The organism is Paenibacillus sp. FSL P2-0121 (assembly GCF_037975345.1).
GTDB classification, from domain to species: domain Bacteria; phylum Bacillota; class Bacilli; order Paenibacillales; family Paenibacillaceae; genus Paenibacillus_AQ; species Paenibacillus_AQ odorifer.
On record NZ_CP150245.1, the window covers coordinates 1,773,445 to 1,793,681 of the forward strand.

At 44.8% G+C, this 20,237-nt stretch carries 18 protein-coding genes; 9 read left to right on the top strand and 9 right to left on the bottom strand.

Translation table 11 applies throughout. The features are described from left to right. Positions 1-25: 25 nt before the first annotated feature. Together MKY54_RS07835 and MKY54_RS07840 are read left to right on the top strand one after the other, a co-directional pair. Complete coding sequence (locus tag MKY54_RS07835; RefSeq protein ID WP_339190108.1) at positions 26-904, top strand: hypothetical protein; 879 nt, start codon at positions 26-28, stop codon at positions 902-904. 255 nt (positions 905-1,159) lie between these two features. Then, the gene (locus MKY54_RS07840; protein WP_076301950.1) at positions 1,160-2,173 is read left to right on the top strand and encodes a stalk domain-containing protein; all 1,014 of its coding nucleotides are present in this window, start codon (positions 1,160-1,162) and stop codon (positions 2,171-2,173) included. A 93-nt stretch (positions 2,174-2,266) separates the two neighbouring features. On the opposite strand, the gene MKY54_RS07845 is transcribed toward MKY54_RS07840, so the two are convergent. Further along, positions 2,267-3,709, bottom strand: a complete 1,443-nt coding sequence (locus MKY54_RS07845; RefSeq protein WP_339191135.1) for a DHA2 family efflux MFS transporter permease subunit — start codon at positions 3,707-3,709, stop codon at positions 2,267-2,269. Between the two features lie 294 nt (positions 3,710-4,003). On the opposite strand from MKY54_RS07845, the gene MKY54_RS07850 reads away from it, so the two are divergent. After that, positions 4,004-4,585: a TetR/AcrR family transcriptional regulator C-terminal domain-containing protein gene (locus MKY54_RS07850; RefSeq protein ID WP_339190110.1), complete on the top strand. Its 582-nt coding sequence runs from the start codon at positions 4,004-4,006 to the stop codon at positions 4,583-4,585. Between the two features lie 99 nt (positions 4,586-4,684). Here the strand turns inward: MKY54_RS07850 and MKY54_RS07855 are convergent, their stop codons facing one another. The 3 genes from MKY54_RS07855 to MKY54_RS07865 are packed head-to-tail and all read right to left on the bottom strand — an operon-like array spanning position 4,685 to position 7,709. Beyond that, on the bottom strand, positions 4,685-5,950 hold the full coding sequence (locus MKY54_RS07855; RefSeq protein ID WP_076301948.1) for an ABC transporter substrate-binding protein: 1,266 nt from the start codon (positions 5,948-5,950) through the stop codon (positions 4,685-4,687). A 38-nt stretch (positions 5,951-5,988) separates the two neighbouring features. Further along, entirely contained in the window at positions 5,989-6,828 is an 840-nt protein-coding gene (locus tag MKY54_RS07860) for a carbohydrate ABC transporter permease (protein ID WP_036675762.1), read from the bottom strand. After that, a complete protein-coding gene (locus MKY54_RS07865) occupies positions 6,828-7,709 on the bottom strand; it encodes a sugar ABC transporter permease (protein ID WP_076125253.1) in 882 nt (293 codons plus the stop codon). The genes MKY54_RS07860 and MKY54_RS07865 overlap by 1 nt, the downstream gene beginning before the upstream one ends. Positions 7,710-7,857: 148 nt before the next feature. Between MKY54_RS07865 and MKY54_RS07870 the strand changes: the two genes are divergently transcribed. The 3 genes from MKY54_RS07870 to MKY54_RS07880 all read left to right on the top strand — a co-directional run bounded on the left by MKY54_RS07870 (position 7,858) and on the right by MKY54_RS07880 (position 9,345). Next, on the top strand, positions 7,858-8,067 hold the full coding sequence (locus MKY54_RS07870; protein WP_339190111.1) for a hypothetical protein: 210 nt from the start codon (positions 7,858-7,860) through the stop codon (positions 8,065-8,067). Positions 8,068-8,176: 109 nt separating this feature from the next. Continuing rightward, complete coding sequence (locus MKY54_RS07875; RefSeq protein ID WP_076125247.1) at positions 8,177-8,647, top strand: VOC family protein; 471 nt, start codon at positions 8,177-8,179, stop codon at positions 8,645-8,647. Then, the gene (locus MKY54_RS07880) at positions 8,647-9,345 is read left to right on the top strand and encodes an SDR family oxidoreductase (protein ID WP_076125244.1); all 699 of its coding nucleotides are present in this window, start codon (positions 8,647-8,649) and stop codon (positions 9,343-9,345) included. The genes MKY54_RS07875 and MKY54_RS07880 overlap by 1 nt, the downstream gene beginning before the upstream one ends. Before the next feature lie 84 nt (positions 9,346-9,429). On the opposite strand, the gene MKY54_RS07885 is transcribed toward MKY54_RS07880, so the two are convergent. The 4 genes from MKY54_RS07885 to MKY54_RS07900 all read right to left on the bottom strand — a co-directional run bounded on the left by MKY54_RS07885 (position 9,430) and on the right by MKY54_RS07900 (position 14,217). Beyond that, positions 9,430-10,437, bottom strand: coding sequence for an iron ABC transporter permease (locus tag MKY54_RS07885; RefSeq protein WP_076125241.1), 1,008 nt, complete (start codon positions 10,435-10,437; stop codon positions 9,430-9,432). Then, positions 10,434-11,441 carry an iron ABC transporter permease gene (locus MKY54_RS07890; RefSeq protein ID WP_339190116.1) on the bottom strand — a complete coding sequence of 336 codons (1,008 nt, stop codon included), beginning with the start codon at positions 11,439-11,441 and terminating at the stop codon, positions 10,434-10,436. Before MKY54_RS07890 ends, MKY54_RS07885 begins: the two co-directional genes overlap by 4 nt. Positions 11,442-11,446: 5 nt before the next feature. After that, positions 11,447-12,394 (bottom strand): iron-hydroxamate ABC transporter substrate-binding protein, encoded by a 948-nt coding sequence (locus MKY54_RS07895; RefSeq protein ID WP_076125235.1) that lies wholly within the window; start codon positions 12,392-12,394, stop codon positions 11,447-11,449. Positions 12,395-12,564: 170 nt separating this feature from the next. Next, positions 12,565-14,217 carry an AraC family transcriptional regulator gene (locus MKY54_RS07900; RefSeq protein WP_076125233.1) on the bottom strand — a complete coding sequence of 551 codons (1,653 nt, stop codon included), beginning with the start codon at positions 14,215-14,217 and terminating at the stop codon, positions 12,565-12,567. A gap of 223 nt (positions 14,218-14,440) precedes the next feature. On the opposite strand from MKY54_RS07900, the gene MKY54_RS07905 reads away from it, so the two are divergent. Together MKY54_RS07905 and MKY54_RS07910 are read left to right on the top strand one after the other, a co-directional pair. Next, positions 14,441-15,274, top strand: coding sequence for a metallophosphoesterase (locus tag MKY54_RS07905; RefSeq protein WP_076125230.1), 834 nt, complete (start codon positions 14,441-14,443; stop codon positions 15,272-15,274). A 180-nt stretch (positions 15,275-15,454) separates the two neighbouring features. Then, on the top strand, positions 15,455-16,522 hold the full coding sequence (locus tag MKY54_RS07910; protein ID WP_076125228.1) for a serine hydrolase domain-containing protein: 1,068 nt from the start codon (positions 15,455-15,457) through the stop codon (positions 16,520-16,522). 52 nt (positions 16,523-16,574) lie between these two features. Here the strand turns inward: MKY54_RS07910 and MKY54_RS07915 are convergent, their stop codons facing one another. Beyond that, the gene (locus tag MKY54_RS07915; protein ID WP_076125226.1) at positions 16,575-17,852 is read right to left on the bottom strand and encodes an AraC family transcriptional regulator; all 1,278 of its coding nucleotides are present in this window, start codon (positions 17,850-17,852) and stop codon (positions 16,575-16,577) included. Between the two features lie 110 nt (positions 17,853-17,962). Here MKY54_RS07915 and MKY54_RS07920 point away from each other — a divergent pair, with 110 nt between their 5' ends. Next, entirely contained in the window at positions 17,963-20,227 is a 2,265-nt protein-coding gene (locus MKY54_RS07920; protein WP_076125224.1) for a glycoside hydrolase family 3 C-terminal domain-containing protein, read from the top strand. Positions 20,228-20,237 lie beyond the last annotated feature (10 nt).

Sequence of the window (20,237 nt, forward strand, 5' to 3'; positions counted from 1 at the left end):
ATATACAGGAAGGTGAGGTATTTTAATGAATAATAGAAAAACACTCATTGCCATGACCAGTATGACCCTAATGTTCGGTTTAGGTTATGGCTTCAAAGGAGAAGCTTACGCCGAGAAGTCTGTTGCTCAGTCTGTGGAAGAAACCGCCATTAAGGCGGAAGTCAAATATATAGCTCAGGGCATCGATGAAGCTGCCAAAGCGAAAACAGATCAGGAACAAAAAAAATTCAAAAATCTCAAAGATCTGCAGCAGAAAGCATTAAGTGAAGAGCTTAAACCTGGAGAAATCAGATATGTGTATATTAATGACAAGGAATATCAAGCCTATGCTAAGGGATCACCCACTGCGGGTGCATATTATTCCCTTTCGTTTAATACGTATAATGAATATGTGGAAAGGTATGCTGTCGGCAATACCTCCATACCACTGCAATTGCAAGAGCCTCCGGAAGGCTACAATTTTTTCAGGGCAATTGTTTCTCCATATATGACGAAAAAAGAACAGGATAAGATATACTATCAAGTGATCGCCGAGGGTAAGGCGTCCGATAAGAAAATCTATGTAAAGAAATTGCAGGAGAAGCGTACGGCTATCAACATCATCTATAATATGACCACAGAGAAAAATGGTAAAAGAGGAGTTCTTGCCATCGCTGCCGAACCTGCAGGACCTAAGGATACGACTGTTGAATCCGAACCAGCAAATGCACAGTCGCAGAAGCTAAAAGTGAGTGGCCAAGAGGTGGTATACACACCTATTGATAAGATGGAGTACAAGTCAGTTGCATGGATGAATCCAAAGACCCGTGTCAATTATATTATTCGGGAAACCGGTGGACATCTGACCAAGGAGGATTTGATTGCTTTGGCAGGACAGATCATTGAAGCCTCCGGCGTAGAATGATTCTAAGAGACTTACTAATACATTTGATCAAGGCAGCCCCCAGGGCTGCTTTTTGATTTGAGTATAAAGATTTATAGTATTCATGCTATTTAGGAGATTAGAAGTGAAATGTGGCGTTGGGCAATGGAAATGTGTCTTTTTTAAGTATTCACAAATAAAGAACGAATATCCTATCATTCCAATATTTACAAAATTCGATATAAAGTGATATAATTTTCGAGATTCATATACATAAACATGAAAGAAGAGTGTAAGATGCTAAAGGTAACAAGCAAAAAAGTCATGTCAATTATTACAGTTAGCTCAATGCTGTTGGCTGTGGGTGCAGTCGCTTATGCAGACACGACATTGAAGAAGATTTCTGCATATCAGAATGCGGCTATCAGCATTGAAGTGGATAATCAGAAAGTGAACCTGTCAAGTAGTGAAGGAACAATGTACCCAATTATCTATGAGGGACATAGCTATGTATCCGCCAAGGCTGTATCTGAAGCACTGGGGGCAACCGTGAAATGGGATAACAGTCGTCAAGCTGTTGTGATCACATCGGCGAACGGCGGAACATCTACATCCGTTGTCCCGGATAAGGACAATACTGTTGCACAAGCTACTGCGAAGCCTGCAACCGTATCTACTCCGCCTGCAACCGAGTCCACTCCGCAAGCAACACCAAAGCCTGCTGCATCATCTTCCGCTACGACTTCCAGTAACAGCGGCGCTTCGTTTGCAGATGCAGTGAAGTTGGGTACTTCTTTTACTTATACGGACCTTGATAACAATTATAGCCCTAAGGGTGATTCAACATCTGCTCAATATACTTTCACTATCAATAAGGTTACGTCGACTACTCTCGGACAATTACATGCTCTTGGGTTTGAGGAACATGTCACTGATCCCGATGTAGCTGTAGATTATGTCCTGCTTGATGTAACGCTTAAGGTGAAAAACGCCACTCTTGTAAAAGGTAGTGAGGACCAAGGGCGGAAGTTCCTTTCAAGTTTTACACCTACCATTTGGGGGGTAGAAACATCCAGTGGACAATACTATATTGGTGGCTCTAGTGATTATTTTGAGGGATCCCTCGGAGAAAATATCGAAAAGCTGTTGGCTGATTTTCCTGAAGTCACCCCAAGTAAACCGGGTTCTTTTGAAGCTTCGGGTAAAGTTGTTCTGCCAATAATCAAAGGCAAGGAGAACACCCTTATTCTTTATAGAAACGATAGTAAGCTTGAGTCCGACAAAAGATCCATCTATTTTAAACTGAAATAGTTATGCAAGTTAGCAGAAAAAGAGATCAACGATGTTATTCATCGTTGATCTCTTTTTTTATGAGGCTTACACAGTGCTGATAACTTCTATATATCAAGCTTCTTTGGCAATGATTTTTTTGAGCTTCACCTTGGGTTCTTGCTCAGGGTCAGGCGCTTGCCCAACACGTTTAATAAAGAAAGATAGCAGCAGACCGAGGATACCAATTCCCACAATCACTAGATAGGAATCATTGATCCCTTGAATGGATGCTTCCATAATCATATGTTCCTGTGTTCCGTTCTGTGTAATGCCAGAGGCCAGCATATCCTTCATATGCGTTGTAGTACGGCTTGTCATTACGGTGACGAGCAGGGAAGTCCCAACGGCGCCAGCTACTTGTCGAATGGTATTCGAAATCGCTGTACCATGCGCACTAAGCTTGGCGGGGAGTTGATTTAGACCCAGAGTTTGTATAGGCATGAGGAGCAAAGCCATCCCGATCCGGCGGCCTGTTGACATGTATACCAGATACATGTAACTGGTTGAGTCTGTTAAATTTACAAAGCTTAGAGTCGTTGCAATTGTAATCAGTAGACCGATAATAGCGAGCCATTTTGCCCCGAACCGGTCGAACAGCTTGCCGGTTACCGGCATCAACAATCCCATTACGAGTGCACCAGGAAGTAGCAACAAGCCGGACTCCATCGCTGTAAAACCGCGGGCATTCTGCAGGTACAAAGGTAGCAGCATCATATCCGCATACATCACGATTGTAACTGCGATACTGATGACAGTTGTTAAGGAGAACATATTGTATTTAAAGGCCCGGAGATCAAGTAGTGGATTTTGGGAAGCCAACTGTCTCCAAGTAAACAAGCCAAGGGAAAGCACACCTGCTGCTAAAGACAATAACACTTCTGCGCTCGACCAACCCGCACTGGCAGCGCGGCTGAAGCCATACAGCAAGGTTCCAAAACCGATGGTAGAAAGAGTTACGCTAACAATGTCCAACTTGGGAAAGATGCGTTCCGATACATTTTTTAAATAAATAAATCCGCATATGATTACAATGACGGTCAAAGGAATCATGCCATAAAACATTGTCTCCCAAGAATAATGTTCCAAAATATATCCAGCCAGAGTAGGTCCAATCGCAGGTGCGAAAATGATGGCTAACCCTACCATCCCCATGGCAGCCCCTCTCTTTTCAGGAGGGAACAGGGTCAAGATGACATTCGTGAGCAGTGGCATAATAATCCCGGCACCAGCTGCCTGAATCATACGCCCGGTCAACAGAACAGGGAAGTTTGTCGCGACGGCCGATACGATCGTTCCAGCCAAAAATATAAACATAGAAGCTTGAAAAAGCTCCCGCGTCGTAAACCGTTGCATTAGATAAGCTGTAATTGGAATTAGAACACCATTAACCAGCATATACCCCGTTGTCAGCCACTGAGCTGTAGCCGCCGAGATATTAAAATCATGCATTAACTCCGGAACGGCAACGCTCATTACCGTTTGATTCAGTGTCGCAAGAAAGGCGCCCAAAATCATAATGAATAAGATGGGGCCCTTTTTCACGGAACTGCTTGTTACTTCTCTCTTTGTACTCACTCCACTCCATCCTTTCAACTCGTCGATCATGGACTAAATTTACAGTGTGTTGTATAGTTTACAATGCATGAATTAGATTATAAATGAAATTTTCATGTAATCAAGCAACAATTTGCGAAAAAATGTAAAGTAGTTTACATTCTTTGTGAAAATGTAGTTTTTTCTTTTTAAAAAACAACAATTATTTAAAATATGTAGCTTACAATATGAAAGTAAAAGATTGGAGAGTAGAAGATGAATAACACAACGCAGCGTACAGATCCCCGGGTACTTCGGACGCGCCAATTGCTTAGAGATGCTGTAATTGAATTGCTTGAGGAAATGGATATTGAGAAAATATCCGTAAACCGTATTGCAGAGCGGGCTAAAATCAATCGTGTTACTTTTTATCTGCACTACCGGGATCTCCCGGATATGTTAGAAAAGATGGCGGATGAGATGGTGGAGGACATTCTACAAGTGGTGAACAACGATGGCAACCATGATGAATCGGTTGATGAAGAGAATCTGAGAATATTAGAGAGTCTGCTTAAGCATATTGCGGAAAATGCAAAATTCTACAAAGTCATACTCACATCGAAACGAAGCCCGATTTTTACAGATCGCCTGTTTAATTTGATGGCGGAAATCATTTCTGCACACCAGAAGAAAAAGGAGGGGGCCGTTGATCATTCAAAGATCCCGATACAAAAGGACATTGCCGTTTGGTACGGTTCAGCAGCTCTAATTGGCACGGTTATTTCTTGGCTCCGAGATGACATGCCCTATACGCCTGTGTATCTTGCCAGACAAATTAGCATGCTGCGTGCGAACTAGCAACGGGTTCCGACTAATGAACGGAATGGAATTAAATGAACACGGGCAAACAGCCACGCATCGTTACGCGGCTGTTTGCCCGTGTTTAGAGCAGGTAAATCACTGCACACTGAGATTATCCCAGTTGATTTGGAATTCCTTCAACATCCCTTCTTTGGTCAGCTTACCGCCGAGATACCCTTGAATGCTGCTGGATAATTCCTGTGGCATCCCGTTCGGCAGGCGGGTCCAGTTCCAAGTCAGCGCTTGATCTTTATCGGTATAAGCCAGCACCTCAGCACCTAGTGCTCCAAGATCTTCTTCGGTTCCCTTAATGTTGTCGAGCGCAGGGATGAATTGGAATTCCTTAGTGATATATTTTTTCCCGGTCTCGGAGGTGACGAGCCAATTCAGGAAGACCTTGGCCTCCTCCTTAACGGGAGAGTTTTTATTGATAACCCAATTGCTGGGTACGCCTACATAAAGCTTGTCGTTGTCTTCGGGAGTGTCGTCAATGGGCATGGGCAGGATGCCAAGGTTTAGATTGGGATCGATGCCGTCGATCTGCCCTTGTGTCCAGTTACCCTGCTGCATCATCGCAGCTTCGCCGCTCGCTAGCATAGTGACTTGTGTATTATAGTCGGTTGAGAGCGGGTTCTTATTGCCGTACTCAACAGTAAGGTCAAGTAGATCGATCCACTTGGAGAAAATAGGGTCTCCGGCGAAGGTTTTGGAACCGTCTGTAAGTCCGGCGATGAATGCCTCTGGATCAGGCTGCTGGGCGAAAGGCACGTTTACATTATGATTGCCAAGCACGAACCATTCTTGGTAACCATTCGCAAAAGGTGTGATGCCTGCCGCTTTTAACTTCTCGGAGGCTTCGCGTAGAGCGGTTAGCGTCAATGGCTTCTCAGTGATTCCGGCTTTTTTAAATAGATCCTTATTATAGATAAAGCCGTATCCTTCCAGATTCATCGGCATCCCATACAGCTTGCCATCTATAGTCATTTGTTCTGCTGCGAGTGGCTTTACATCCTTGGCCCAAGCTTCGCCGCTCAGATCCTCCAGATATTCCAGCCACATATCACGTTCATTGTTGCCGCCGATGGTAAAGATATCCGGTTCATCTCCGGAAGAGAATTTGGCACGCAGCGAGGCGCCATAATCGGTCCCGCCACCCACGCTTTGCACCTCAAGCTTAATATCGGGATGTTCTTTCTCGAATTCGGTCTTGAGCGAAGCCAGCGCTTCAGATATTTCAACCTTGAACTGGTAGATGTGTACGGTTTTGACTCCATCTGCATTGTCGCTGCTGCGTCCGCAACCGGCTGTCAGGGCAGCCAGCAGCAGGGAGCATGCGAGGAGAATTCCACGTTTTGTTCTCATATTCATTCATCCTCTCTGGCTGAAAGCAACATGTATCATTAGCCCTTCACGGAGCCCTGGGCAATGCCTTCAATAATATATTTTTGCATCACTAGGAAAAAGATGACCACCGGCGTAATCCCGAGCACAAGTCCTGGAAGCGCCAAATCCCACTGCTTCGTATATTGTCCGAAAAAGCTATAAGTGGCGATGGGAATGGTGCGAAGCACCGGATCCTGCAGAATAAGCGATGGCATCAAGTAATCATTCCAGATCCACAGGGTATTCAGTATGATGACGGTGACGATAATCGGCTGCATAAGCGGAAGTACAATCCGGAAAAAGGTACCATAAGGACTGCTGCCATCTACTCTTGAGGCCTCCTCGATATCGAGAGGTACCGATTTAACGAAGCCGTGGAATAGAAAAACAGTCATCGGGGCGCCAAACCCAAGATATGCTAAAATCAAACCGGCGGTTGAATCCATGACGCCCAAACCGCTGACGACCTGCACCAGCGGAATCATAATAGATTGAAATGGAATAACCATGGCGGCTACTAATGCAATATAGAGCACACGGTTATACAAGCTGTTGTTGCGGACCATTTTGTAAGCGCACATAGAGCAGAGGAACGCTAGCAGAATATTACTAATCACCGTGATGATAAAAGAGTTCAGGAAGGCGCGAGGGAAATTGGTAGCTTTCCAAGCTTCCGCGTAGTTGCTCCACTGGAGTGCTGAAGGCAGCGCAGCAGAGTCAGAAAGTATTTCACTATAGCTTTTCACTGAGTTAGCCAGTAAAAAGTAAAAGGGCACTAAAAATAGAAGTCCCAGCAGGATTACAATCACTTCGATGAGAAGCAGGGGGACATTAAATTTCTTGGCGGTAGTCTCCATTACAGCTCCACCTCTCTTTTCTTGGTTGCTCTAACCTGTAGTAGGGAGATCACGGCCACGATGACGAAGAAAACCATCGCTTTAGCCGAGCCCATTCCGAACCGGCTGATGGTATAGGCTTCATTGTAAATATTCAAGGCTACAGATTCGGTAGCTTTAAAGGGTCCACCTTTGGTCAGCGACAGGTTGAGGTCAAACAGCTTAAAGGACCAGGAGATAGATAGAAATAGACAAACAGTTACAGCGGGCATGACCAGTGGAAGAGTGACATGGCGCAAGGCCTGAAAACGTCCGGCTCCATCCACTTTGGACGCTTCAATTAGGCTTTGGGGAACATTGTTGATAGCAGAGATGTAGATCACCATCAGATATCCCGCATTTTGCCAGACAAATACGATAACAATCGCCCAGAATGCTGTTCCTCCGGTGCCTAGCCAGGGAAGATTAAAGAAGGACCAGCCGGTGGCCTGCCCGATAGAGGAGAATCCTCTGACAAAAATAAACTGCCAAATAAACCCGAGCAAAAGTCCGCCAATCACATGCGGTACAAAAAATACAGTTCTCAGGACATTACGCGTGAACAGTTTGCGCGTCAACACATAAGCGAGTGCGAAGCCAAGCAGATTGGTCAGCACTAGACCGAAGAAAGTGAACTTCGCCGTGAACCAGAATGAATTAAGAAAGGAAGGATCCTTGGTGAAAATATGTAGATAGTTCCGTAGTCCGGTCCACTCGACATGCCGCGAGATTCCGTTCCAGCTGGTAAATGAATAATAGAGTCCCAAAAAGAAAGGAATCAGCACAATAATAAAGAAAAACAAGGAAGTTGGCCCGACAAAAATAAACTGCTGCATCAGGCGTGATCTTTTTCTATGGTCCATCGTTCCTCACCCCTTTTGTTAATTTAAACTTTTCATTCTATAACCGAATTGGTGATTAACCGAAACAAAAAGTAATATTACTAACCGAGTATTCTTAACCAGTTGCGGCATCGGGAGAGGCCACAAAGCCTTTGATAACGCCGAAAGTGTGCGATTTGGAGAAAAGAGAGGCCACAAAGCCTTTGATAGCGCCGAAAGTGTGCGATTTGGAGAAAAGAGAGATAAAAATGCCTTTGATAGCGCCGAAAGTGTGCGATTTGGAGAAAAGAGAGGCAAAAATGCCTTTGATAGCGCCGAAAGTGTGCGATTTGGAGAAAAGAGAGGTAAAAATGCCTTTGATAGCGCCGAAGTCGGCTGAGCTTTCTCTGGATAATTTTCATTGGCCCGGAGCGATTTCTTTTCGGGCTTGACAGCCTTTTCAAAGAATCGGTATGGTGGACTTGTCAGACAAATGGGAGGTAGGGTACATGTCAGGATGGCTGGGAAATCATTTTGTTACGCAGATTGGAATTTTGGTGAATGATGTTGAAAAGGTAAGCACGGCTTATGCGGAGTTTTTTGGACTGGAAAAGCCGCAAATTATCGTTACAGATACAGAAGATCAGGCGCAGACTCGGTATAATGGCGAGGGGACGGTGGCGCGGGCTAAGTTGGCTTTTTTTGATATGGGCTCCCTGCAGCTTGAACTGATTGAGCCAGACCAGCAGCCCAGTACATGGCGTGATTATTTGAATGAACATGGTGAGGGACCTCATCATATTGCTTTTGTGGTTGAAGGAATGAAGGAGAAGATTATGCTGCTCGAAGGCAAAGGGTTCCCACTCCAGCAAAAGGGCGAGTATACCGGGGGGCGTTATGCTTATATGGACACGTTCAAGGAGTTAAAGGTGATTGTGGAGCTGCTGGAGAACGATAAAGATAAAGGAGAGGATGTATAGTGAATATTCTAATTACTGGTGCCGGACGTGGACTAGGTTATGAGCTGGCGGCTGAGGCATTGAAGCGGGGGCATGGAGTCATTGCCGGGGTTCGCCGTCCCGATCAGGAACAAACAGCACTGTCTCAGCTCGCTGCGACCTACGGGGAGAAGCTGACTGTGGCCCAGCTGGACGTGACGGATGAAGAAGGAATCGCGGCACTTGCTGCAAATCTGCAAGGACAAGGCCGGACGCTTGGTGCCATTATCAATAATGCGGCAGTACTGACTGCAAGGGACACACAGATTGAAGAGCTGGATTTCCAAGATATGCTTACCACGATGGATATTAATCTTTATGGACCGATGCGAGTGGTTAAGCATTTCTTGCCGCTACTCATTGAACCCGAGCTTTCGATCATCAACATATCGTCGGAAGCAGGCAGCATTACTAATGCTTATTCCGGAGACTATCCTTATTCCATCTCCAAAACGGCACTTAATATGTTCTCACAGCAGCTGCATGTATATTTAAAAGAACGCGGGGTACAAGTACTCGGCGTACATCCCGGCTGGATGCATACGGATATGGGCGGGGCAGAGGCGCCAACGAATCCGACCCAAAGTGCTGAGGGCATCATGGACTTGATCGAGAAGCGGACTACACCGGAAGGTCAATTCATGTTTGTAGACTATACGGGTAAGGATATGAAGATTTAATAATGAGTGTTCTAACTAAAAGAGGTAACTCAATAGCCATTCATGGCTTCTGAGTTACCTCTTTTTGATTTTCTATATGCTTATTTATTTCTTAATCAATAAATAAGCGAAATAAGGTACGCCGATTAACGCTACCATGATCCCAGCCGGGATGCCATCAGGGGAGACGAGATTGCGGCCAACGGTGTCCGCGATCAGAAGCAACCAGCCACCCAGCAATACTGCGACGGGAATAAACATCTGATTGCGCGGACCGACCAACGATTTCGCAATATGTGGTGCCATCAATCCGATAAAAGCGATTCCACCTGTTACGGATACCGCGGAGGCGGCAGCTGCGACGGCGACAAGAATCAGGACGATACGTTCGCGCTCCAGATTCAGACCGACACCAATGGCTGATACCTCACTTAGACTGAGCAGATTGAGTCGCAGCGATTTGTACAGGGTAAAGGGAACTAGCAGCAATAACCAAGGCAGTAAAGCCCAGATGAAGGGCCAATCTGTACCCCAAATATTCCCGGCAATCCATTTTGCGATAAAATCAACTTTGGCACGATCTGCGGATGAAATGATTACGATCATAACTCCCGACAGCGCTAGGGAAAATCCGACCCCGACCAAAACTAGCCGAATAGGATCAAGCCCTCTAGTCCGACTATATGAAAAAAGATAAATTAATGCTGCCGTAATGATAGCCCCTATAAAAGCAACCAGCGGCAACGCATAAATGAAGGTTCCAACGCTAACCGGGAAATAGAGAAAAAATACAGCGACAGCCACACCTGCCCCGGAGTTAATCCCAATAATACCGGGGTCTGCTAGATCGTTTCGGGTAACACTTTGCAGAATCGACCCAGATAAGGCCAAGGCCATTCCTGCCAGTAGCGTAATTAGAATACGTGGCAGTCTTACAGAAAATAATACAAAGTCCTCTTTAAAGGTTCCATGACCGAAGAGAACGGGAAGCAGCCTGTCAAAAGACAGGGAAGAGTAGCCGATTCCCATACTGGCAATAGCCGTAAGCAGGATCAGTCCGGTGCATACCCACAGGATAAGACGTTGTTTTCGTACTGGAGCAGAGGAAATCATGAGAGTGTTTGACCTCCTTTACGAACAACGAACAAAAAGAAAGGCAGTCCTAGCATAGCCACGACAGCAACTATCGGCGTTTCATAAGGGGCATGGATTGTACGTCCAATGGTATCTGCAAGTAGCATGAAGGATGCCCCAGTGAATACTGAAATCGGCAGAATATAGCGGTAGTCGGTGCCGACTATTTTGCGGACAATATGCGGAATCATTAGCCCTACAAAAGCCATGTCCCCAATTAGAGCGACCGATGCGCCAGTCAGCAGAATAATGAGCGTGAACAGAATCCCTTTAACCAAAACAAGGTTTTGTCCTAATCCGATCGCTACCTCGTCACTCAAGCTAAGAATAGTCAGCTGGTTAGAAAATATTAATGCCACCACGATCCCGATGAGGATCACAGGTGCAATGGCCTGAAGCTGGCCCCAAGTTGTGCCGATAAGCCCACCGGCAGTCCACATGGATACATCTTTGGATATCTTGAAGGCAATGCTGACACCACTTGCGATAGCGTATAGGAATGCAGATACCGCAGCACCAGCGAGTACGATACGGATCGGAGACAAGCCACCTTGGCGCACGGAGCCGAGAATAAGAACCAGAACGGCTCCCAGAGCAGCGCCGAAGAAGCAAGCAATCATGGTACCAAAATAGTTCAGCCCCGGCATAAATACGAAGGTAAGCGCCAGTGCCATATTAGCTCCTGAAGTTAACCCCAGCAGGCCGGGATCGGCTAACGGATTGCGCGTAACTCCTTGCATAATAGCCCCGGATACGGCAAAGGCGGCGCCGATCAGCATGGCGACCAGTTCACGCGGCAGCCTGATCTCACGAAGAATGAGGACATTGTCTGCCGTTGAACTTGAAGTGATGGCAAGCCACAGATCATGGAGGGTGGTTTCTTTAGCCCCGAATAACATCGCGATCACGAGGCAAATAACCATTACCAGCACGCTACCAAGCAGCTTATAAAAGAATGGAATGGAAGTTTGCTTCGTAGTCATCTTTATTATTTTCCTAGAAATTTTTTTTCAAAGAATTCCAGTTGATATTCTAAGCTAAGCGGATCATTAAAATAGAATGCTTTGGCATCAGCTTCGTAAACATGATTATTTTTGACAGCTGGGATGCTCTTGTAGATTTCTGTATCCTGGAAGGAATTATCTTCATCCGCATTTTTACTGAAAATAACGTAATCGCCTAGATAATCCTTCAGCACTTCTGTTGAGAGGGCCACGTAACCATCTGTTTTGGTGCCTTCCTTTACTGTATCCGGCATACCGAGCTTGAAGTCCCCATAGAGGAGTTCAGTTCCGCGGCCAAAGTTATACCCGTATACATACAATTGCTTATTGAAGGTTTCAATGACAGAGACAGTTGCATCCTCGCCGATCTTCGCTCTGATTTCCTCACCCGCTTTTTTGGTGCGGGCACTAAAGTCATCTACCCAAGCTTGGGCTTCTTTTTCTTTGTTCACTAATTTGCCGACTTCCAGCTGTTGGGTTAAGTAATCAACTTTATTATAAGTATAAGTAACCGTTGGTGCGATTTGCTTGAATTTATCGATGTTCTTAATATCGGAGAGACCGATAATCAGATCAGGCTGCAGCTCAATAATCTTCTCCAGACTTTCATCACTTACAGCTTCTACATCTTTCAATTGCTCTTCAAAGCGCGGATTGGTTTTGGACATTTCATCTACGCCTACAACAGGTACACCTAGAGCCATAACATTACCTGTTAAAAATCGAGTGAGGACAACGACACGCTGAGGATGTGTCGGAACTTCAACAGGTCCATTTTCCGATTCATAAGTAAAAGTCGCACTTTCTGACTCCGCAGCAGGAGCCGAGGATGGGCTATTTGTAGGACTAACCTCATTCTTCGCCTGATTTCCCCCACAAGCACTAAGGGCAAGCCCTAAAATAAGTACAAACGGAATAAATATCTTTCTCATTTAAATAATTCTCCCCTTTTAATGACTATGTTTCCGTGAATAATTCCATTATTTAATGAATCCCAGGCTGTGCCATAGATTGATTATGAGAATCATTCGCATTTGTAATCATTATAGGGATCACTTATGTGCCTAACCATGCCTTTTTGTTGGAAAAAAGACTTGGACTATTATTGGCCTTCGAATAATGCAACCGCACGTCCAAGCTGCAAACGAATGGAAACTGGATTATAAGGCACCCATTCATCCAGATTAAGCAGATGGATCTTCTTGTTCTGCACAGCAGAAAGCTGGTTCCAATAAGAGGAGTGGAAGATTTCTTCACTGTGTGCAGTGGAGCCTTTTGCGTCTGGAAATACAGTGACTAACAATCGGTCACCGGCATAAGCCTCCAGCTCAGAGACGTCAATCACAAGGGAATGAAACTGGTCGCCGAGTTTATTTATTTGATCCTCAATCAAGGCAGGAGCCTTGAGACCTAGCGATTGATAGATCACATACCCAACATTTCTTGCCCCGTATACGAGTAGTCCATCTGGTTTAATGACCAGAAGGGTTACAATCTCGTTAGCCACCGCGCTTTGCTGCACCACGGCCCGAGCTTCCAGCTCCTCTTGTTCAAAATCGTCCAGCCACTGCTCAGCACGTTCGCTACGGTGAATGGCACGGCCGATCAAGCGCAAGTGGTCTTTCCATCCTAGTTCCTGCCAAGAGATTTCAACAATAGGAGCGACCGCCCGCAGCTGCTCAGCGTTCAAGCCGAATTCTTCCAGATGTTGTGTGGCTGCAATAAGCAATTCAATGTTTGCTTCCAGTAATAACACTTTTATCTGCTCAGCCGAGCTGTTCGTATGGATGAATTTCATAGACTGTGGTGGTTCCTGGTCAGAAAGATTTAAATACTCGCTGCTCTCTGAAATGGTAACTGCAGGTTCCAGGCCAAGCAGCAGCAAATGACTGGCATAGGGAGTGAGCATCACCGCTACACGTTGGAAAGGGATAAGATTATAGCCTGAAGGAGATGCGCCGGTCTGCTGCTTAAAGCGCCGACTAAGATAGAACTCATCCTTGTAGCCCACCTTTAAAGCAATTTCTCTTAGTGTGCTTGAACTATTAAGCAGTAGTTCCTTCGCTCTGTGAACTCTCAACCTGGACAGATATTCATTAGGGGTAAAGCCCGTAAATTGTTTAAATAGCGTTGAATAATGTGAACCGCTCACACCCGCAATTGCAGCTAATTGCTCACGTGATATTTTTTCGCTGAAGTGATTCTCTAAGTATGTGATACTGCGTTCCATTGAGGGCTGCTCACTCACTTCAAATCTTGTTTCCTGCTGCTCCAGCAATTGAAGAAGCATCTGATGGAACAGGATCTGGTTCTGTACATGACGTATTTCACGATCTGGCAACCGGTGAAGATACAATTCCTTCATATTAGATACAATGGCTGGTTCATGAGGAAATAACAGCATATTTGAATTGGATGTCAGTTGGCTTGTCCGCGTCATAGCACTGGAGGGCAGTGCTCGTGTCTGTTCTTGAATCCGGATTGAAAGCTTATAAGCATGAAGCGGCTGCTGGCGATTTGTAATTAGAGAGGCGTAAGTATTCTCGGGGAGAAGGACGACAATGCCTTCCATTAGCTCATAAGTCTGATGATTGACCTCAAGCATACCCTTGCCAGCAGCAATAGCTAGTAGGACGGTTGAATGCTCATGAATCTGAAGTCTTGGCAGATTTGAGGTTCCATACATCGACTGAATACTATCAGCGGTATATAAAGGGAAATGGGACTCCGCCCATTCTGGGACTACGTTATTCAAATCTTAAGCCTCCGTTACCTATAATTCTATGAATGGTATTATATTCTTCACTTCTATGGGACTAATTATAACATCTCTCGTTTGGGACAAGCCGCATAAATGACCACAAAGTAGAAGAGAAACTAATCTCCTAGATGAATCCATTGGTCCAAGAGTCCCTAAGGTCAAGCGAATATAAATACTACTATGATCCTTCATCCATTTTAAAAGAGGTGAATCTAAGATGAAAAGACAGGTGAAACCTAGTAGGAAAAGAAGACCTGCCTCCAGACTGCAGCCTAAACGTAGTTTAATTCTTAAAGCAAAAGCGCAAATCATTAACTTTGCGGTTATTGGTGATAGTCATGTGGGGTATGGAAACAGCTCAAGCATTTTTAGTAATCTTTTGCCTAAAGCTGTGAATAACGGGAATAAGAGATTTGTTATTTTTGGAGGAGATAATACGCAAGCGGGAGCTAATCATGGAAATAATGCGAATGCTTACTACAAGGACTTCAAGGATACGGTAACAAGCACGCTTGGGAGTATTCCTTATAAAGCATCTATAGGAAATTGGGAGGCAAGCACACAGTCCTTATTCACACAATATTTAGGTGCTGTTGAAGGTCAAATGAATTTTCCGGGTACGCAGGGGAAGGTCAAGTATGTATGGCTTAATTGTGCGCTTGGACGGTTTACTCCGGGTAGTATAAATTTGTTGAGAAATTTAGATGATAGTTTTTATTATATTATAGATTTTCATTGGCCTCTCAAAGTAAGTGGGATTACGGTGGACCCAACCCATGTATTAAGCGCATCGGAGACGAATAAGTTTTTTTCATCCATTCCTACAAAAGTGAGAGATAAGGTGTTAGCTATTTTTACGCATCATGGACATCTGTTTTACCGAAAGCTTAGTAATATATATCCCGGTTACAACAAAACTAAATTTTTCGTATGCGGATGTTCTGGGGAATATAAATGCAAAACAAATGGTGATCGGGGTTATTACAATGCCACATTATCCATCAACGGGACAACATTTAATGTAGATGCTTTTAAGGTAGCGGTAATTTAGTGAAAACTAAGCTGAAGCTGATTTTCGGGAGAAACCGGGGTCAGCTTTAGTTTTTTTAGCAAATAGCTAATAGAAACTCAACAATTCAGTCACAGGATAATAGTAAACTAGCAGGATTATTTAATATATTTGTATAATAGTTTATATATGTATTAAATGAATCATATTGGAGGGCTAACGATGAGAGGGTTAGTATTTAATTCTTTAGAACAGGCGGGTGTCTCGGCTTTTGGTGTGGAGCGTATTCGTACAGCCGCCGCACAAATGGTTGAAGACAATATCACACCTGCGCAAGTTATTGTTGCTGCGAGAAAGGGGACGCTGCTGGTCCATCAAGCGAATGGAAAATTCGGTCCTGAAGCAGACGCAGCAGATTTAACAGCGGATGCTATATTTCCACTCTGTTCCATCACAAAACTATTTACTGCAACCGCTATTATGATGTTAGTGGAACAAGGGAAAGTGGGCCTAAATAGGCCGGTTTCTGATTACATCCCCGAATTTACAGGGGAGAACAAAACAAAAGTATGCGTACATCATTTGTTGACACATACCTCTGGAATTGAGGTTAATGGCGGTTATGATGCACCACTAAGCCACGAGCCAGGTACTGTGATGTCTTACTGTGGATATGGTTATGAGCTGTTGGGTGAAATTATACGGCGAGTTAGTGGACAAGCTTATGATGTATTCGTAAAGGAAACCATTTTTAAACCACTTGGAATGGAAAATACATATTATCGTGTGCCAAAGGAAGTGCGGAACAGAGTAGTTAGACGTGCCCCTGAGGCAGCATGCGCGGAATGGGTAGACAGCGAATACAATTTGAATTCTGTATCTGCGGGGGGCGGCGCTTACTCAACGGCTATGGATTTGGCTGTTTTTAGCCAGATGTTCCTTAACGGCGGAATTTATAACGGAGTACGATTGCTTAGTCCGGTAACAGTAAAAGAAATGACCCGCAATCAAATTCCGGGCGTATCCTCACAATATAGAGACGAAGTTTTCCCTGAAGCATACTGGGGGTACGGATGGGCGATTAATGGCACGAAGCGTGACGGTGGAGATCTGCTCTCTGCAGATGCCTATTCACACTGGGGAGCGGCAGGTCCTTTCCTCTGCGTGGATCCGATTTATCAGACAGTGACGGTTCATTTATCCGTAGAGTTGGATCACCAGAAGCCATTTAAAAATATGTATGTTGATTACTTCAACAATACTGTTCTTGCAGCAATCACAGAGCTGTGATGTCAGCTGCTATTTTCATATCCATTTAGAATTTTTGTTGTGTCTACTTTTCTTAAAGTGTGTTTTCCCTATTTGTTCTAAATTGTTTAGGGGTGATTCCGGTATATTTCTTAAACACTTTGGTAAAGTAGCTCTGATCATTAAAATGTAGGCGTGAGGCGATGTCCGATAAGCTTATCTCTGGTACTTCTATTAGTCGTTTTGCCTCTTCAATCCGCTCCAATTGAATAAAATCGCTGATGGTGATGCCGGTCTCCTTCTTAAATAATAGGGAGAGATAACTTCTATTTAATCCTGCAACCTCAGCCAGTCTATCTAAGGAAAGTTCCTCATATAGGTGATTGAAAATATAGTTCTGACAGAGAGCCACGGTGCGCGACAGTTTCGCCATCCGGCTCTCTTTGACATGGTCTGCGAAATCGCAAAGGGCATAAAGAACGGCATGATCTACAGCGGGAATATCTTTTAGTTCTTCGATATGCTGGATATGAAAGTCGCTTAGGGTATAAGAAATTTCCCAGTACAGCCCTCCATCTATAGCTGCACGTGTAGCGAGTGTAATACAAGAGATTGCCAGATTCTTTTTGTTACGTAATTGGCTCCTTTTAGAGAGAAGCCCGTAACTCTCTTCGGAGAACGAAGCTTGAACGCGTAGCAGCTCAGTTTTATTGCCTTTTTTGACATAGTGAAAGAGATTTTTTTCTAGCATAGGCTCGTGGTGCAGCCACGTATTCTCACGGCGATAAGAAATATCCAAATCCAAACTGCCTGAGGGCAGTTGTTTATAGGCAAGAATGCGGGAGTCCAGCAGCAGTTCGCTAAGGGTCAAGGTTTTTCCAGTAACGAGCGAGTATAGCAGCATAGCGGTATGGTATAGTCTCATTTTATTTAACACGGTCAGGCTGCGGTAATAGTTAAGCCATTGCTCCTGAAACTTAAGGGGAACTTCATGATCACGCATCAGACTTGCCACATTATCCTCCGTAGGTTGAGCATACAATGAAGGGCCAATCACAATGCTTCCCTCGTTACTGTTGTCTGAGGGTAAATGGAGAATGATGTAATTCTCTAGAAAATTTGTGGTACGAACGATGGGTATGGTAGAAGTCCGTCCATTGCCATTAGAGTTGTTTTCACGATTAAAAGATTTAGTAATTTCAGAAAGTGGCTCATTAAGGTTATGAACCCAAGGGGCGCACTCGAAGGAGGAAGGCATAGCAAATTCAATTTCCCGATTGGCGTCGAGCAGGAACACGGGAATTTGCTGTGACTCATACATCACTTTACAGATATATTGGACTCTTTCCTTATCCTCCAAATGATCTAACATGTTATGACCTCCTCGCCTAACAAGAATACCAAAAACACGATAATAATGCCATAAATCAAGCATGAAGTATATTAAAATGGGGATAGTATACATTCAGAGGAGGCATTTTTATGAAAACCAAAATTCATGAACTCATATCACAATTGACCCTTGAGGAGAAAGCGGGACTCTGTTCAGGGCTTGATTTCTGGCATACCAAGGGGATTGAACGACTCGGAATCCCTTCTTTGATGGTAACGGACGGACCCCATGGTTTACGCAAGCAAAAAGAGAGTGCCGATCACCTCGGGCTTCATAACAGTGTTCCCGCAACTTGTTTTCCTTCAGCAGCAGGGTTGGCTTCTTCGTGGGATCGGGAACTAATTGAGCGAGTGGGGAAGGCGCTTGGTAAGGAGTGCCAGGCAGAAAACGTTGCTGTTCTGTTGGGACCGGGGACGAATATTAAACGCTCTCCACTGAACGGTCGTAACTTTGAATATTTCTCGGAAGACCCGTATCTTTCTGCCGAGATGGGGGGGAACCATATCAAAGGTGTGCAAAGCGAAGGAGTAGGAACCTCGCTTAAGCATTTTGCCGCCAATAATCAGGAACACCGGAGAATGTCGGTAGATGCGGTTATTGATGAACGGACGCTGCGGGAGATTTATCTGGCTAGCTTTGAAGGTGCAGTTAAGAACAGTCAACCTTGGAGCGTAATGTGTTCTTACAACCGGGTTAACGGTGAATACGCTTCTGAGAGTGAAACGCTTCTAACGCGGATTCTTAGAGATGAATGGGGTTTCGAAGGATTTGTAGTTTCGGATTGGGGTGCGGTCAATGAGCGAGTGAAGGCGCTGCAAGCAGGGCTGGAGCTGGAAATGCCGTCAACGGGAGGACTTGGCGATGCCAAGATTGTCGCAGCCGTGCAAAGTGGGGAACTAGCTGAAGAAACGTTAAACCTTGCGGTGGAGCGGCTGCTCACTTTTATTTTTAAAGCGGTAGACAATCGTAAAGATAATACTTCATTTAATGCTGAAGAGCATCACCAACTGGCACGGAAAGTGGCGAGGGAAAGCATGGTGCTTCTTAGAAATGAGGAGGAAGTTCTACCCTTATCTAAACAAGGTACTATTGCGATCATTGGGGAATTTGCTAAAAATCCGCGTTATCAAGGTGGGGGAAGCTCGCATGTGAATCCAACTCAATTGGATGATGCTTTTGAAGAGATGAGAGGTCTTGCGGGGTCTGCTGAGCTGCTATATGCCCAAGGATATGAACTGGAGCATGATGAGATTAATGAGGTTTTGCTGCAAGAGGCAAGAGAAACAGCGGCAAAAGGTGATGTAGCGGTGTTGTTCCTTGGACTGCCGGATAATTATGAGTCAGAGGGTTATGATCGCAGCCACTTGTCTCTTCCAGAGAGCCACAAAGCGCTGATCGATGTGGTAGCTGAGGTGCAGAGTAATATCGTTGTTGTACTCAGTAATGGCTCACCTGTAGAGATGCCTTGGATTGATAAAACAAAAGGAGTCCTTGAGGGTTATCTAGGTGGGCAGGCGTTTGGGGGTGCCGTAGCAGATTTATTGTTTGGAGAGGTCAGCCCAAGCGGTAAACTGGCAGAGACGTTCCCCATGAAGCTGAGCGACAATCCATCCTTTCTTAATTTCCCGGGGGAAGGGGACAAGGTAGAGTATAAGGAAGGTTTGTTCGTAGGTTATCGTTATTATGATAAAAAAGAGATAAAACCGCTGTTTCCTTTCGGCTTTGGTCTCAGCTACACAGAGTTTCAATACAGTCATTTAACAATTTCCAAGAGTAGCATAAAGGACACCGAGACTATTCAGGTTAAGGCTACTGTTAAAAATACGGGCACTCGCGCAGGAAAAGAAATCGTTCAGCTCTATGTTAGTGATGTGGAGAGCAGCGTGATCCGTCCACTGAAGGAACTAAAAGGCTTCCAGAAGCTAGAGCTTCAGCCTGAAGAAGAGCAGGAGGTAACCTTTGAGTTAGATAAACGCTCCTTTGCTTATTACAACGTTAACATTGGTGATTGGCATGTGGAAAGTGGAGATTTTGAAATTGCTATTGGCTCATCATCGCGGGATATTCGTCTGACAACTTGTATCGGAGTAGAATCGACCAATCCGCTTACGATGCGTTATCATCGGAATAGTACTATTGGTGATTTGCTGGATAATCCACGGACAGCGGAAAAAGTGAAGAAATTCAGCAGTGTTTTTGGCTTAGAGGGTGCGATGGATGATAACCCGGAAATGTACATGGCGATGATGAAATATATGCCGCTGCGGGCAATGATCGGTTTCGGCCAAGGGAAATACACGGAAGAAGATTTAGCCAAGGATCTGCAAGAATTTAATACATTGGCTACTAAGTAGAAGTAAGCCA